Source organism: Phreatobacter sp. AB_2022a, from assembly GCF_026847585.1.
GTDB lineage: Bacteria > Pseudomonadota > Alphaproteobacteria > Rhizobiales > Phreatobacteraceae > Phreatobacter.
This window is the reverse complement of sequence record NZ_JAPSET010000015.1, coordinates 49,287-63,577: the sequence shown is the minus strand read 5'-3', so window position 1 is coordinate 63,577 and position 14,291 is coordinate 49,287. Positions and strand designations below refer to the sequence as shown.

Sequence of the window (14,291 nt, the reverse complement as noted above, 5' to 3'; positions counted from 1 at the left end):
CGCCAAGGTGCTTCTCCAATGCTCCAGGCCACCACGGACGACATTGCACGCGACCGGACCATGTCCCAACAACACTCCTCCCGTGTCGGTATCGTCACGACACGCCCGGTCATGCTGCCCGATTTCACCGCCGTGCGGCGTCTTCCGACCCGTCCGCCGGAACACCGGGATGCCGATTTCGACGCCAAATACGACGCCGAAACCCTGTTCTACGACGCCTTCTTCGACGGCCCGCGCCGCGTCGTCCTGGTCGGCCCGCCCTTTCTCAATCTGAAGGCGGACATCGAGGCCATGACACTGACCGCGCATCCCTCGGGAGCCGCTTGCCGGTTCCGCGTGCGCGAGCTCGACCGCCATGGCCAGGTTCACGCCGAAGTGCCCGAAGGCACGGTCGGCCTGACGCTGCAGGCCGGCTTCGGCACGGTGGAGATCGCGCTCAGCCCCGGCGAGACCGGCCTCTTCGCCGGCCGCCGTGTGCTGTTCACCCAGTCGAAGAACAATCGGCTTGCCTGGATCCAGGACTGGATCCGCTTCTCCCGGGACGTTCACGGCGCCGACGCCGTGCTGATCTACGACAACGGCTCGACCGACTATTCGCTGGAGGAGCTGGCCGGGGCGGTCGCGGCGCTCGACGGCATCAAGGTCGCGCGCATCGTCGCATGGCCGTTCAAGTTCGGCCCGCAGGGATTCGACGCCTGGAGCTTCTGGGATTCCGACTATGGCCAGCACGGCGTCTGGGAGCATGGCCGGCGGCGCTTCCTGGCCGAGGCGGCGAGCGTCCAATGTTCGGATGTCGACGAGATGATCCTGTCGACCGACGGCCGCAGCATATTCGAAGCTGCGGAGCGCCATCCCTTCGGCGTGCTGCGCTATTATGGCCGCTGGGTCATTGGCCTCGACGGCGAGGCGCCGCCACCCGACAAGCGCGACAAGCGCCATCTCGACTATCATGTGGTCCGGCGCGAACGGCCCGAGAAGCGGTTCGGCTTGTTCACCATCGACGGCGACCGCTGCCCGCCGAAATGGACCATCGTGCCGTCCAAGTGCCCGCCGGACGCGCAGTGGCGCATCCATGTCATCGGCGGCCAGCCGACCGCGCGGCTGATGACCAGGCGCTTCACCTACCGGCACTTCCGCGAGATCAGCGACAGCTGGAAATATTCCCGCGTCGGCCGCGAGCCCTTCGACCCGGCAAGGCACGAGCGGGAAAAACTGCTGGCCGAGCACATGGCCCGGGTGCGCTGGGATGCCTGAGGCCGGAGCGCGGCCGGGAGCTTCAGCCGCTCTTCAGGCGATCGCCGCGTGATATCTGGGGAAGGCGGCGCTCAGGCCGCCTTCTTGCCCGCGTCGAACGGGATTTCGATGTCGACCTCGAGGGTCGAGACCTGCGCGCCGCGCTCCATCTTGACGCTGACCTTCTCCTCGTCGATCTGCATGTGCTTGGAGATCACCTGCAGAATTTCGTCGCGCAGCTTGGTGACGAGGTCGGAGCCGCCGGTCGATGCCCTTTCGTGGGCGAGCAGCACCTGCAATCGCTCGCGGGCGGCCGGCGCCGACTGGGAGCGGGAAAAGAGCCGGAGGAAGTTCATGCCGCTTTCCTTCCGAAGATCTTGCCGAAGAAACCTCGCTTCTCGCCGGGGACGGTGACCGGCAGGCTCTCGCCCTTGAGCCGGCGGGCGGCATCGAAATAGGCGATGGCCGGCGCGCTGCGGCTGTCCGAGAGGGTGACGGGTGCGCCGACATTGGAGGCCCGCAGCACGTCCATGCTTTCCGGCACGATGCCGAGCAGCGGGATCGACAGGATCTCGAGGACGTCGTCCACCTTCAGCATGTCGCCGCGCGCGGCGCGCTCGGGGTCGTAGCGGGTGAGCAGCAGGTGCTTCTCGACGCGCTCGCCGTTCTCCGCCTTCAGCGTCTTGGAATCGAGCAGGCCGATGATGCGATCGGAATCGCGCACCGAGGAGACTTCCGGATTGGTGACGACGATGGCGATGTCGGCATGGCGCATCGCGAGCGTCGCGCCGCGCTCGATGCCGGCGGGGCTGTCGCAGACGACCCAGTCGAAGGCGTTCTTCAGCGCGCCGATGACCGTCTCGACACCTTCCGGCGTCAGGTTGTCCTTGTCGCGGGTCTGCGAGGCTGGCAGCAGGTAGAGGCTTTCGAGCCGCTTGTCGCGGATCAGCGCCTGGGTGAGCTTGGCTTCGCCCTGGATCACGTTGACGAGGTCATAGACCACGCGCCGCTCGGCGCCCATGACGAGATCGAGATTGCGCAGGCCGACGTCGAAGTCGACCACCACGACCTTCTCGCCATTCTGCGCAAGGGCGGCGCCCAGCGCGGCGGAAGAGGTCGTCTTGCCGACGCCGCCCTTGCCTGATGTGACCACGATTACCTTGCCCATTGAGCTCTCCTGTTGATGGACACGCCGTCGGCTCAGGCGAGTGATGCCACCTTGAATGTTTCGTCCTCGAGCCAGATCTGGACCGCCTTGCCGCGCAGTCCCGGCTCCATGTCCTCGGCCGTCTTGTAGTAGCCGTCGATGGCGATCAGCTCGGCTTCGAGCTTGCGGCAGAAGATGCGTGCGGCGGCATTGCCCATCGTGCCGGCCATGGCCCGCCCGCGCAGTGTGCCGTAGACATGAATCGAGCCGCCGGCGATGACCTCGGCGCCCGATGCCACCGAGCCGACAATGGTCACGTCGCCCTCGGCGAAGATCGACTGTCCCGAGCGCACGGGCTGGGTGATGACGACCGACGGCGCGGCCTTGACCGGCTGCTGAACGGCGGCCACGACACTTTCGACGGGCTGCGGCCTGGCGCTTGCCTCCGCCGCCGGCGCCTCGAAATCGGCAGCCGGCCGGCCATCGATCATTGCGGGCGGCAGGTCGGCGTCGAGCAGCGAGGGCCGGGCGCCCTCGATGCCCATGATCCGCACGCTCCGTGCCGAGAGCTTGCCGACGAGCTCGTGCAGCTCCGCACGGCTGATGTCGAGCTCGCTGACATCGAGCACGACCGGTCGCCGCATGAAGAATCCGGCGGACCGGGACGCGAGATCGTCGAGCCGGGCCAGCCAGTCCTCGACGGGCAGCTCGGGGGTCAGGGCGAGCGCAAGGAAGCTGCGCCCCTTGAGGCGAATGGGCCGGGGTTGGGTTAACACGGCGGTCATCTTGGTAAATTTTGAGTTCACCCGGTGTATGGCCGCGTGGTTAACAGGAGGTAAATCGCCGGGCTTTTTTCAGTGCCTGAGCCGATCGCCCGAAACTCCGGACAACGGCGAAATCATCCTGCCCGTCAACGGGATAGGCCCCGCCGAACGCGGAAACGAGGATTGTCGGGGCGCAGACCGGGGCTCCGCGGGCGCGGACGCCGACGCAACCGGGAGGCGGCCTGCCGTGAGGGGAAGCAAAACCTGGCCGCGCAGCGCCGGGCTCGGTCCGCCAGGCGATTCGGGCAGCCGGCCGCCCGGCCTCGCCGGGAGGGCCCCGCGGGGCGCGCGGTCAGATCAACCGGCGCCGTGGCCCCGCATCGGAGCGGCGCTGCCTGAACTCGGCGATCTGGCCCATGAGAGCCCCGCGCACGCCGGCGAGATCGATCGCGAAGGCGGCCGCCGCATAGATGACGATGCCGGTGACGATGCTGGTCGCAAGGCCGACAATGCTCTCGTCGGCGCCGCGCCACTCGATCAGCGCCGTCGGCACGGCCATGGCGACCACGGCGACGACCACCTTGACGATCGGCTGCCAGGCGAAGGGCAAGGGATGGGCCTGGCGCGACAGGAGATAGCCGACGACGACACCGGCCGCTTCCGCCAGCACCAGCGAGGCCGCCGCCCCCTTCAGCCCGAAGGGCCGGACCAGCACCAGCATGGCCACGACGTTGACGATCAGGATCGCCGTGCCGTGCAGCACCATCAGGCGCGGCTTCTTGGCGAGATGGAAGCTGACCTGCACGAACTGCTGCGAGATCGTCTGGAACAGCCAGGCGAAGACGAGGATCGGGATCAGTTCGGCGGCGGTCGCTCGGAATTCCGGACCGAGGATCAGCGCCGCAAGATGCGGGGCGACGATCGCGAGACCGACGACGGCCGGCATGACGACGGCGAGGAGCAGCTCGCCGCTGCGCGTCAGATGCGCATCGGCCGCCGCCGGACCGTCCTCCGCCAGCGAGCGGATCGCCAACGGCACGACGGCGGACGCCACCGAGAGCGCCGGGAACAGGATGATCTGACGCGTCAGGTCTGCTGCTGCGCCATAGACGCCGGCGGCATGGTCGCCCAAGAGATAGGCCACCAGCAGCCGGTCCAGCGCCGAATGCAGCGCGAACACGCCGCCCGACAGCGCCATCGGCACGCCGAAGCGCAGCATCTGCGAGAACACGTCGCGGTTGAACGGCTTGCGCGGCCCGCGCCAGACCGCCCTGGAAAAGACGACCGAGGTCAGGAGGTAGCCGCCTGCCACGCCGATGACGAGGCCGAGGCCGCCATAGCCGAGATGGACCATGGCGAGCGACAGGCCGATGGTGACCACAGCCCGCAGAACCGCCGCACGCATATAGGAGCCGGCATCGAGCCGGGCCCGCAGGATTTCCTGGCCGAGCTCGAACAGGCCGAGCGACACGGCGAGCACGACCGCCGCCGCGGCCCGCTCGAACGGCACGCCGAGCGCCAGCACCGTGACCGCGAAGACGATTGGTGTCGCCGCCACCGAGACCGCATAGGCGGCAAGGGCGGTGAGGCGGATGTCGACCGCATCGCCCTCGGATTCGAAGCGCAGCACCGACAGCCGCACCCAGGTGAAGACCAGGGCCGAGACGATGCCGGCAATGCCCATGCCGACGACATAGAACCCATATTCGGTCGGCGTCAGCAGCCGGGTGAACAGGATCACCGACAGGAAGCCGAAGGCCGCCGACGTGCCATGCGCGATCATATAGGTCGATGTCTGGCGGATCAGCATCAGCGCCGGGCTCCGCAGAAATGTTCGAGAACGCGCATCAGGGGTTTGGGGCGATAGGCCTCGTCGAGCGGCAGCGGCCGGTTCGGCAGCCCGTCGGATCGTTTGAAGTACATCGGAACCCAGGTGTATTTGTCGGTGATGCCCCAGCTCAGCACGGCCGAGGGGCGCGCCGCCGCCTGGATCGCGTCCAGATATTCGTAGGCCTTGGCCGCCACCATCATGTCGCGCAGATCGGTCGCCGCCGGCAGCTTGTCGTCCACGACGTCGAGTTCCGTCACCAGCACCTCGAGGTCGAGCGAGCGCATTTCCGCGACAAAGGCGGAAAGCGCGTCGCGGTCGACCGGCAGGTCGGCGCGCAGATGTCCCTGCAGGCCGATGCCGTGCAGCGGCACATTGCGCAGCTTCAGGTCGCGGATCAGCCTGAGGAAGGCCTCCCGCTTGCGCCTGAACCGGTCGCCGACGAACTCGATGTCATATTCGTTGATGATGAGCCTGGCCTGCGGATCGGTGCGCGCGGCGGTCCGCAGCGCCAGGGCGATATGGCCTTCGCCGAGGCGCTGCTGCCAGATCGAGGGGCGCAGATGGGTGCGGCTCGCCGGATCGTTGGCGATCGGCTCGTTGACCACGTCCCAGCTGCGGATCTTGCCGCGATAGCGGCTCATGACCGTTTCGATATGGCGGATCAGCTCGGCCTCGGCTTCGCCCTGGCTGATCGTCCGCGTCCAGTCCGGCATCACCTCGGCCCAGACGAGCGTATGGCCGCGCAGTTCGAGGCCGTTGGCGCGGGCGAACTCCAGCTGCTTGTCCGGCTGGTCGAAGACGAACCGGTCGCGGGCCGGCCTGAGGTCGAACCATTTGAGGCCGCCCTCGCCCACCGCCTGAGCGCAGTGGCGGGCGACGGCCGCCCGGTAGTCGGCCTCGTTCGCCAGCGGCCCGTCGCGCAGCGCGGCGCCGAACGGCACGGTCCACTCGCGCGGCGGGCGCGCCGGCGTCTCGGCGGCGGCCGCGCCGGTCAGAAGCGTCCCCAAAGGAGACGCCGCGCCCACGGAAATGCCGCAGGCGGCCTTCAAGGCCGTGAAAAGGGTCTCGCGTCGGGACAACATGGGCTACCTCGGCCCTCGCTTCGCAAGTGTCGTGCCTCGCACCGGATCATCGCGAGGCACCGGGCCGATAGCGCGGCGAGGATGAACCGTGGCTGACGACGCCTGAATTAGCAGGCCGCCGCCCGCGGCCGGTGATTTGACGGCAGCGCGACGCGTGCGGCATATCGACGCCATCGTGCAAATCGCATTACAACGAACCGGCGAAATCGATTGTTTTGATCGGCGCCAGAGGAATCAGCGCGTTCCGACACGAGAACGACAACGTCAGAGCGAGGAGCCGACATGGTCAAGGCGGTGCGTATCCATAAGCCCGGTGGTCCCGAGGCGATGGTCTACGAGGACGTGTCGCTGAAGCCGCCGGGGCCGGGCGAAGCCTATGTCAGACAGACCGCCATCGGCGTGAATTTCATCGATATCTACCAGCGCACCGGCGTCTATGCGATGCCGAGCCTGCCGCACGGCATCGGCATGGAGGCCGCCGGCGTCGTCGAGGCGATCGGCCAGGGGGTGACCGAAGTGAAGGTCGGCGACCGCGTCGCCTATGCCGGCGGCCCGCCCGGGGCCTATGCCGAGAAGCGGCTGTTCCCCGCTGCGAGCCTCGTCAAGCTGCCCAAGACGATCGACGACAAGACCGCCGCGGCTATCATGCTGCAAGGCATGACCGCCCGCTACCTGCTGAAGCAGACGTACCACGTCAAGAAGGGCGACTATGTCCTGGTCCATGCCGCCGCGGGCGGCATGGGGCTGTGGCTGTGCCAATGGGCCAGGGCGCTCGGCGCCATTGTCATCGGCACAACCTCGACGCCCGAAAAGGCAGCGCTCGCCAAGAAGAACGGCTGCCAGTATCCGATCCTCTACACCCAGGAGGATTTCGTCGCGCGCGTGAAGGAGATCACCGGCGGCAAGGGCGTGCAGGTCGTCTATGACGGGGTCGGCAAGGACACCTTCCTGAAATCGCTCGAATGCCTCGCCATGCGCGGCCATCTGGTGCTGTTCGGCGCGGCCTCCGGCGCGCCTGACCCGATCGCCCCTGGCGCCCTCTCGGCCAAGTCGGCCTCGCTGACGCGGCCGACGCTGTTCCACTATGTCGCGACCCGCAAGGAACTCCTCGCCAATGCCAAGGACGTCTTCGAGGCGGTGGCGAGCGGCACGGTCAAGATCCAGAAGCCGAAGGAATATCCCCTGAAGCAGGTGGCCCAGGCGCACGCCGACCTGACCGGCCGCAAGACGACCGGTTCGATCATCCTCATCCCCTGACGGCGCTCAGGACGGCGTGCCGCGCCCGCCGAGCGAAGCGGGAATGTTGAGGAAGGATGGCTGGGCGGCCGTGCCGCCCGCCGGCTGCGGATAGGCCGGCCCGCCTGAGGGCGCCTGTGCCATCGGCCCGGTTTGCGGGTAGGCCTGCCATTGGCCGGCCTCCGGCGCGGCTGTCGCCACGGTCCGCGCCGCGCGCCGCTGCTGGCCGATGAACCGAAGCCCGAGGAACCCGGCAAATCCGGCCGCCGCCAGCAGGATGGACATGATCGGCCGGTGCCAGAACCAGGCGATCGCGATGGCCGGCAGATAGGTGACGAGCGTCAGGGCCAGCGCGACGAGGCCGGCGCCGGCGGCCATCACGCTGCCGAGGATCGGAATGACGTCGGCGAGCACGACGAACGGCCGCAGCACCAGGAACCAGCCGATCCACATGACCAGGAACGCCGCGCCCCTCAGGATCCAGGTGATCAGGCTGTTGGTCTCGTGGGCATGGGCGAAGAGCACATCCGCCGCCTTGGTGCCGGTCTCGCCGAGAAACACCTCCCGCCCGTTGCGCGCGACATAGGGCGAGAGCCCGTCGCCGGTCTGGCGGCCGGCAACGCTCACTGGCCCCTCGGGCAGGATCGAATAACTGATGCGCAGATCGCCGATCCGCGGGGCCTGCGGGTCGTCGCCGACATAGACCGTGCCGTCGACGAGGCGCGCGCGCTGCCCGAACCTGGCGACGAACGGCGCCATCGCCTCGGCACCGAGCGGGAGGCTGCGCTCCGCGCTGCGGCCGAAGAGGTCGAGCACCGGCCGGTCGGCCCGGAACTGGCCGATCCGCGCGTCGCCGGCGGTTTCGGTACGGCCGGAGACCGGCATGGCCGGATTGCCGTGGCCGTCCCGCTGCCGGAACCTTGTGGAATCGATCGGGCGATCCGACCAGACCCGCTCATAGGTGGTGGTCGTCGTGCGCGTCTGGGAGCCGCCGACATTGCTGCGGCTCTCGGTCTTCTGGTCTTCCTTCCACTGATACATCTCGACCCGGCGCACCAGCCTCAGGCCGCGCGCCTCCACCCGGAAGTCCCGGTCGGCGAGCGGCGCGCCCGCCGCCAGTTGGCCGTTGAGATGAACGAGACGGTTCTCGTTGGCCGGGTCGACCCGGGTCGCCGGCACGGTGACCGCGACCGTCGCGCCCTCGTTGAGCGCACGCGTCGTGCCGATCGCCCTGCCCTCGTTCCAGAACAGGCCGTAGACGGTCGCCGCGGCGAGGACAAGGCCGACGAGGATGCCCGCCAGCGACTGCATCAGCCGCTGCAGAAAGCCGACCTGTTCGGTGCTGGTCTCGCTGTCGCCGCCGATCGTGCCGTCGGCCGACGCATCGGCCGGACCGGACCAGTCGTTATTGGTATCGTCGCTCATCGCAGCCCCTCGCGGGAATATCGCCCGCGCGGGATCATGGTCAGGCGCTGTTTCAACCTGACGCTGCGTCAGAGGCGTCCTGTTTCGCGGCTCAGGGCGCGGCGATCAGGCGGTAGCCGATGCCGCGCACGGTCTGCAGATAGACCGGATTGGCCGGATTGACCTCGATCTTGCGCCTGAGCCGGTTCACCTGCACGTCGACGGTACGCTCGTTGATGTCGCCGCCGGGCGCGGCGAGGTCGAAGCGCGGCACGGTTTCGCCCGGCTTCACCGCCAGCACCCGCAGCATCTCCTTCTCGCGGTCGGTCAGGCGGATGACCTCCTCGCCGCGCCGCAGTTCGAGCCGGCCGAGATGGAAGTGGAAGTCGCCGAACCGCACGGATTCGACCACCGGCTGCGGCGTCGGCAGCGCCCGGCGCAGGATGCCGCCGATCCTGAGCAGCAGCTCGCGCGGCTCGAACGGTTTCGGCAGGTAGTCGTCGGCGCCGATCTCCAGGCCGGTGATCCGGTCCGATGGCTCGGACCTGGCGGTCAGCATTAGGATCGGCACCGCCGGCGCCTGCTCGGTCTTGCCGGCGCGGATCGCCCGGGCGAGATCGAAGCCGGTCTCGCCGGGCATCATCACGTCGAGGATGAGCAGGTCGAAGGTGAGCGCGTCGAGCCGGGCCCGCGCCGCTCCCGCATGTTCGGCGGTCGTCACCCGATAGCCGTTATTGTTGAGATAGCGCGCCAGCGTCTGGCGGATCACCCGGTCGTCGTCGACGACCAGCAGATGGTGGGCATCGTCGGGCAGGGCCTTGGCCGGCGTCATGGTTCAGCGCTCCCTCGGCCGGGCCGGGCCGCGATCGGCCTTGGTGATCAGGCGCGTGACATCCTCGCGCGCTTCCGGATCGATCATGGCGAACAGGAAGCGCACGGCGGCATCGCGCGACGTGCCCGACCCGGCAATCGCGCGCGCGATGCGCTCCGTCTGCAGGCGGGAGAGCTCGAGCGCCAGGGCCCGCCCCTTGTCCGTGACGGTGAGCAGCCGCTGCCGCCGGTCGGCCAATCCTTCCTTCTGGACGATGAAGCCCTGCTCGATCAGCTCGCGCAGCACGCGCGCGAGGCTCTGCTTGGTGATCTTCAGGATATCCAGCAGATCGGCCACCCGGATCTCCGGGTGGCGGTTGACGAAATGCAGCACCCGGTGATGCGCGCGGCCGAAACTGTAGCGCTCGAGCACGTGGTCGGGATCGCCCACGAAGTCGCGATAGGCGAAGAACATCAGTTCGATCAGGTCGTAGGCGGGCTCGCGCACGACCGTTTCGGAGCTCGCGCCCGGAGCGGTCGAGGAGGGGCGGCGTGACGCCGGAGAGACATTTATGTCAGCCATGTTGACATATTCGATGCCGATTGTTACTCATTTGCCCGCATTCACGATACGATCGTACCAAATCGGCTGCTGACCGTGGTGAGAATCGTTGCGCTTGCGATGATGCCTGCACCCCAAGGTTAGCTGGACCCGAAGCGCTTCGCAAAACCACAATCTGGCCGTCGCTGCTCCGGTACGGCAGGAGGATAGTTTCATGAGCCTGATCCCGTTCCATGACCGCGACGGTTTCATCTGGATGGACGGCAAGCTGGTTCCCTGGCGCGAGGCCCAGGTCCATGTCCTCACCCACGGCCTGCACTACGGCTCCTGCGTGTTCGAAGGCGAGCGCGCCTATGGCGGCGTCATCTACAAGTCGACCGAACATTCCGAGCGTCTGCGCCGGTCGGCCGAGCTGCTGGATTTCGAGGTGCCGTTCTCGGTCGCCGAGATCGATGCCGCCAAGGCCGAGGTGCTGAAGGCCAATGGCCAGACCGATGCCTATATCCGCCCGGTCGCCTGGCGCGGCTCGGAAATGATGGGCGTTTCGGCCCAGCAGAACACCATTCACCTCGCCATCGCGAGCTGGGTCTGGCCGAGCTATTTCGACCCGGCGACCAAGATGAAGGGCATCCGCCTCGACATGGCCGACTACCGTCGGCCGGACCCGGCCACCGCGCCGTCGACCTCCAAGGCGGCCGGCCTCTACATGATCTGCACCATTTCCAAGCACCGCGCCGAGAAGAAGGGTTATGCCGACGCGCTGATGCTCGACTGGCAGGGCCGTGTCGCCGAATGCACCGGCGCCAATGTCTTCTTCATCAAGGACGGCCAGGTTCATACACCCCTGGCGGACTGCTTCCTGGATGGCATCACGCGGCGCACGGTGATCGACCTGTGCAAGAAGCGCGGCTTCGAGGTGGTCGAGCGGCGGATCATGCCGGAGGAACTGTCGAGCTTCAACGAGTGCTTCATCACCGGTACCGCCGCCGAGGTGACGCCCGTGGCCGAGATCGGCCCCTACCGGTTCACGCCCGGCAACATGTCGAAGACCATCATGGAAGACTACACGGCCGAGGTCAGCCCGAAGGCGAACTGACCGCGCCTGGCGCATCCGCTTCCCACGACAGGCCGGGCCTCGCGCCCGGCTTTTTCGTCAGTAGAGGCGTCCGCCGATCGGCACCTCGCGTTCCGGGGCCAGCAGCACCACCTCGCCCGTGCCGTCGGGTATGCCGAGCGTCAGCACTTCCGACATGAACTTGCCGATCTGGCGCGGTGGAAAGTTCACCACCGCCAGCACCTGGCGGCCGATCAGGGTTTCCGGCGCATAGTGGCGCGTGATCTGGGCGGACGATTTCTTCCGCCCGATCTCCTCGCCGAAATCGATCACCAGCTTGAAGGCCGGCTTGCGCGCTTCCGGATAGGGTTCGGCCTCGACGATGCGGCCGACCCGGATGTCGACCTTCAGGAAATCGTCGAAGGTGATCGGGCCGGCCGGCGCGCTGCTGCTCATGCTTTCTCCAAACCTTCAGACCGGCGTCACATGCGGATCGCGGAAATCGTCGCCCCGCCAGCTGCCCGGTCGGGGTTCACGGCGCTCGTCGCGCCTGCGCGACGGGCAGAAGCTGCGGGGGGCGCAGAACAGCGACCTGAGCGGCGCGGTCAACCGCTCGACCGTGTCGAGGGTCTGCGCCGCGCGGCCGGCGCGCGCAAGCCCTTCGTCCAGGGCCTTCATGGTGCGGGCGAGCGCCGGATCGTCATCGTCGAGCCAGACCCTGACGACCCGCGCGAAGATAGCCGCCATGCCCTGCGCTTTCAGCGCGCCGCCCGGGCCGCCGGTTTCGACGCCGGCCGCGGCCAGCATCCATTGATGCGAGCGCACCGCCAGGCGGTTCAGCCCCATCGCCAGCGCGCCGTCCTGCCGGGCGGCGCGGGCCAGTGTGGCGATCGCGGCCTTGTGCGGGCCGAGCAGGTCGAGCCGGCGCATCAGCAGATCGAAAAGCTTCTCCTTGACCGGCTGATCCTTGAGGTCGGCGTCGATGCCCTCGAGCACGGCCGTGTCGATGCCTTTCACGAAGGCGGCGATGATCTCGAATCTCGAGCCGAAGGCCTGCCGCAGGGCCGCCAGCGACAGCCCGGCCTTCTCGGCGATCTCGGCAAGGCCGATCTCCCGAAGCGGCTTCTCGGCAAGCAGCGCCATGAACGCCGCGACCACCGCCTCGCGCGGCGGTTCGGCTCCGGTCGTCTTGGAAGTCTTGGCCATGCGATCCTCCCGTCAGTGACACCTGAAGATCCGCGGCCGGCGGCCACCGCCCCGGCCGATCCGCCCTCGACATAAGCCCTGGCGGTTCAGCCCGCCAGCTCCCGCGACCGTTTTGCCGCCGCGGCGACCGCTGCCTCGAACAGCGGATCGACGCCGTCGGGGGCCATGAGCACCTGCAGCGCCGCATGGGTCGTGCCGTTCGGCGAGGTGACGTTCTGCCGGAGCGTCGCAGGCGGGATGGCGGGCGAGCGGTAGAGCAGCTCGCCCGCTCCCTCGACGGTCGCCCGGGCCAGGCGTGCGGCCAGATCGGCCGGCAGGCCCGCTGCCGCGCCTGCGCGCGCCAGCGTCTCGGCGATGAGGAACACATAGGCCGGGCCCGAGCCGGAAACGGCGGTCACGGCGTCGATCCAGTCCTCGCGCTCCAGCCACTCGGCCGAGCCGACGGCGCCGAGCAGCGTATCGACCAGCGCGCGCTGGGCCGCGGTGACATGGCCATTGGCCGCCGCCCCGGTAATGCCGCGGCCAACCGCCGCGGGCGTGTTCGGGATGGTGCGCACCACGGCGGTGCCGGCGCCGAACACCTCCTCCATGCGGGCGATCGTCTTGCCGGCCATGACCGAGACGACGACGGTGGTGTCGATGACGAGATGCTTGACCTGCGGCATGACCTCGTCGGCCATTTGCGGCTTGATCGCCAGCACCATGACGTCGGCGGGCGCGGCCGCCGGCGGATTGATGGCCGTCGGATGGTCGGCGAGCAGCGTTCTGATCGTGTCGGAGGGCCGCGGATCGATGACGGTCACGCGGCTCGGTTCGAGCCCCAGCCGGAACCAGCCGGCCAGCAGCGCACCGCCCATCTGGCCGGCACCGACAAGCACCAGATGGCCCGTGAAGGATTGGAGCGGACGCTCCGTCTCGCGCTGCTCGGAAGGCGACGGGTTCGACATGGCAACCTCAAGGGGCATGGGCTCGCTCAGGCGGTGCGGCGAGCACGCGCCTGAGCGTTACCTGCCTTGAGGCTTGATGTCACGCCTCGCCGACCGTCTCGAACAGGGCCGAGTCCATCGCCTCGCGCGCGCTCTTGCCCGCCCAGACGACGAACTGGAAGGCCTGATAGTAGCGGTCGCAGGCTTCGATCGCCGCATCGAGCTGGGCCTCGCACTGCCGGCCGGAGGCCTCCGCTCCGCCGGCGAGCAGCAGGCCATGGCGGAACATCACCACGCCTTCCTGTGGCCAGAGGTCGAAGTGCCCGAGCCAGAGCTGCTCGTTGATCAGCTGGACCAGGTCCTTGACCTCGGTCCGCCGCCGGTCCGGCACCTTGAGATCGAAGGCGCAGGCCAGGTGCAGCGATTCGATATCATCCATCCAGGTGAAGGAGGCATGGTAGTCGCCCCAGCGCCCGCTCACGGAAATGGTGATTTCATCGTCGGCGGAGCGATCGAACGACCAGTCGTTCAGTGCCGCCAGATTTTCCACGAGATCGACAGGATTGACTTGGCGATCGGTGGTCTCAAGGTCGATCAAGGACATTCCGCCCCCGTGCGGTTCGCTCGGTTGTCGGACAGACGCGACGGACGCAACTGGACAGGAGGACCGTTTCCGGGCCGTCGGCGCTGCCGCCGCCAACCGTTTGATTCGGCTGACCGAATCGATCCTTGACCAGACCCTAACGCAGGATGAAGGCGCTGCCTACTGACCCCGCAACGGATCTTGGATTCGTCATCTTTCCGCAATTGGTCCGTCACGATTATCCACACGCGACCGGTCGCGATGCACAACCTGTGTCGAGGCATCCTCGGTTGTGACCGGATCGGCCCGCTTTTTGGGCATGTTGGCGAGGCGTGCGGCATTGGGCCCCCTGCCATGCGCCCATCCTGGTTGTGCGCTGCACAGGTTCGCGCCATGTTCCAGGTGTCGACGGTGTTACGGAACACTTCCTCCCTGTGTCCCAAGTCGCCGTCG

The 14,291-nt window shown here is 67.9% G+C and carries 15 protein-coding genes; 3 read left to right on the top strand and 12 right to left on the bottom strand.

The window, feature by feature from the left end:
• Positions 1-60: 60 nt before the first annotated feature.
• On the top strand, positions 61-1,254 hold the full coding sequence (locus tag OZ671_RS13005) for a hypothetical protein (protein ID WP_268861142.1): 1,194 nt from the start codon (positions 61-63) through the stop codon (positions 1,252-1,254).
• A 71-nt stretch (positions 1,255-1,325) separates the two neighbouring features.
• On the opposite strand, the gene minE is transcribed toward OZ671_RS13005, so the two are convergent.
• The 5 genes from minE to OZ671_RS12980 form a co-directional block, all read right to left on the bottom strand.
• The gene (gene minE, locus OZ671_RS13000; protein WP_038307630.1) at positions 1,326-1,589 is read right to left on the bottom strand and encodes a cell division topological specificity factor MinE; all 264 of its coding nucleotides are present in this window, start codon (positions 1,587-1,589) and stop codon (positions 1,326-1,328) included.
• Complete coding sequence (minD, locus tag OZ671_RS12995) at positions 1,586-2,401, bottom strand: septum site-determining protein MinD (protein WP_038307631.1); 816 nt, start codon at positions 2,399-2,401, stop codon at positions 1,586-1,588. The genes minE and minD overlap by 4 nt, the downstream gene beginning before the upstream one ends.
• Before the next feature lie 32 nt (positions 2,402-2,433).
• Positions 2,434-3,165: a septum site-determining protein MinC gene (minC, locus tag OZ671_RS12990; protein WP_268861141.1), complete on the bottom strand. Its 732-nt coding sequence runs from the start codon at positions 3,163-3,165 to the stop codon at positions 2,434-2,436.
• Positions 3,166-3,496: 331 nt separating this feature from the next.
• On the bottom strand, positions 3,497-4,954 hold the full coding sequence (locus tag OZ671_RS12985) for a lipopolysaccharide biosynthesis protein (protein WP_268861140.1): 1,458 nt from the start codon (positions 4,952-4,954) through the stop codon (positions 3,497-3,499).
• Positions 4,954-6,057 (bottom strand): endo-1,4-beta-xylanase, encoded by a 1,104-nt coding sequence (locus OZ671_RS12980; protein ID WP_268861139.1) that lies wholly within the window; start codon positions 6,055-6,057, stop codon positions 4,954-4,956. The genes OZ671_RS12985 and OZ671_RS12980 overlap by 1 nt, the downstream gene beginning before the upstream one ends.
• 282 nt (positions 6,058-6,339) lie before the next feature.
• On the opposite strand from OZ671_RS12980, the gene OZ671_RS12975 reads away from it, so the two are divergent.
• Positions 6,340-7,314 carry a quinone oxidoreductase family protein gene (locus OZ671_RS12975; RefSeq protein WP_268861138.1) on the top strand — a complete coding sequence of 325 codons (975 nt, stop codon included), beginning with the start codon at positions 6,340-6,342 and terminating at the stop codon, positions 7,312-7,314.
• A gap of 6 nt (positions 7,315-7,320) precedes the next feature.
• Here the strand turns inward: OZ671_RS12975 and OZ671_RS12970 are convergent, their stop codons facing one another.
• The 3 genes from OZ671_RS12970 to OZ671_RS12960 all read right to left on the bottom strand — a co-directional run bounded on the left by OZ671_RS12970 (position 7,321) and on the right by OZ671_RS12960 (position 10,090).
• The gene (locus OZ671_RS12970) at positions 7,321-8,718 is read right to left on the bottom strand and encodes a TMEM43 family protein (RefSeq protein WP_268861137.1); all 1,398 of its coding nucleotides are present in this window, start codon (positions 8,716-8,718) and stop codon (positions 7,321-7,323) included.
• A gap of 91 nt (positions 8,719-8,809) precedes the next feature.
• A complete protein-coding gene (locus tag OZ671_RS12965; RefSeq protein ID WP_268861136.1) occupies positions 8,810-9,529 on the bottom strand; it encodes a response regulator in 720 nt (239 codons plus the stop codon).
• A 3-nt stretch (positions 9,530-9,532) separates the two neighbouring features.
• Complete coding sequence (locus OZ671_RS12960; protein ID WP_268861135.1) at positions 9,533-10,090, bottom strand: MarR family winged helix-turn-helix transcriptional regulator; 558 nt, start codon at positions 10,088-10,090, stop codon at positions 9,533-9,535.
• 193 nt (positions 10,091-10,283) lie between these two features.
• On the opposite strand from OZ671_RS12960, the gene OZ671_RS12955 reads away from it, so the two are divergent.
• Positions 10,284-11,165, top strand: a complete 882-nt coding sequence (locus OZ671_RS12955) for a branched-chain amino acid aminotransferase (RefSeq protein WP_268861134.1) — start codon at positions 10,284-10,286, stop codon at positions 11,163-11,165.
• Positions 11,166-11,222: 57 nt separating this feature from the next.
• Here OZ671_RS12955 and OZ671_RS12950 read toward each other — a convergent pair whose 3' ends face one another.
• The 4 genes from OZ671_RS12950 to OZ671_RS12935 all read right to left on the bottom strand — a co-directional run bounded on the left by OZ671_RS12950 (position 11,223) and on the right by OZ671_RS12935 (position 13,859).
• Complete coding sequence (locus OZ671_RS12950; RefSeq protein ID WP_268861133.1) at positions 11,223-11,579, bottom strand: tRNA-binding protein; 357 nt, start codon at positions 11,577-11,579, stop codon at positions 11,223-11,225.
• Positions 11,580-11,594: 15 nt separating this feature from the next.
• On the bottom strand, positions 11,595-12,329 hold the full coding sequence (locus OZ671_RS12945; protein WP_268861132.1) for a TetR/AcrR family transcriptional regulator: 735 nt from the start codon (positions 12,327-12,329) through the stop codon (positions 11,595-11,597).
• A gap of 86 nt (positions 12,330-12,415) precedes the next feature.
• Complete coding sequence (gene proC, locus OZ671_RS12940; RefSeq protein ID WP_268861204.1) at positions 12,416-13,276, bottom strand: pyrroline-5-carboxylate reductase; 861 nt, start codon at positions 13,274-13,276, stop codon at positions 12,416-12,418.
• 79 nt (positions 13,277-13,355) lie between these two features.
• Positions 13,356-13,859: a YbjN domain-containing protein gene (locus tag OZ671_RS12935; RefSeq protein ID WP_268861131.1), complete on the bottom strand. Its 504-nt coding sequence runs from the start codon at positions 13,857-13,859 to the stop codon at positions 13,356-13,358.
• Positions 13,860-14,291 lie beyond the last annotated feature (432 nt).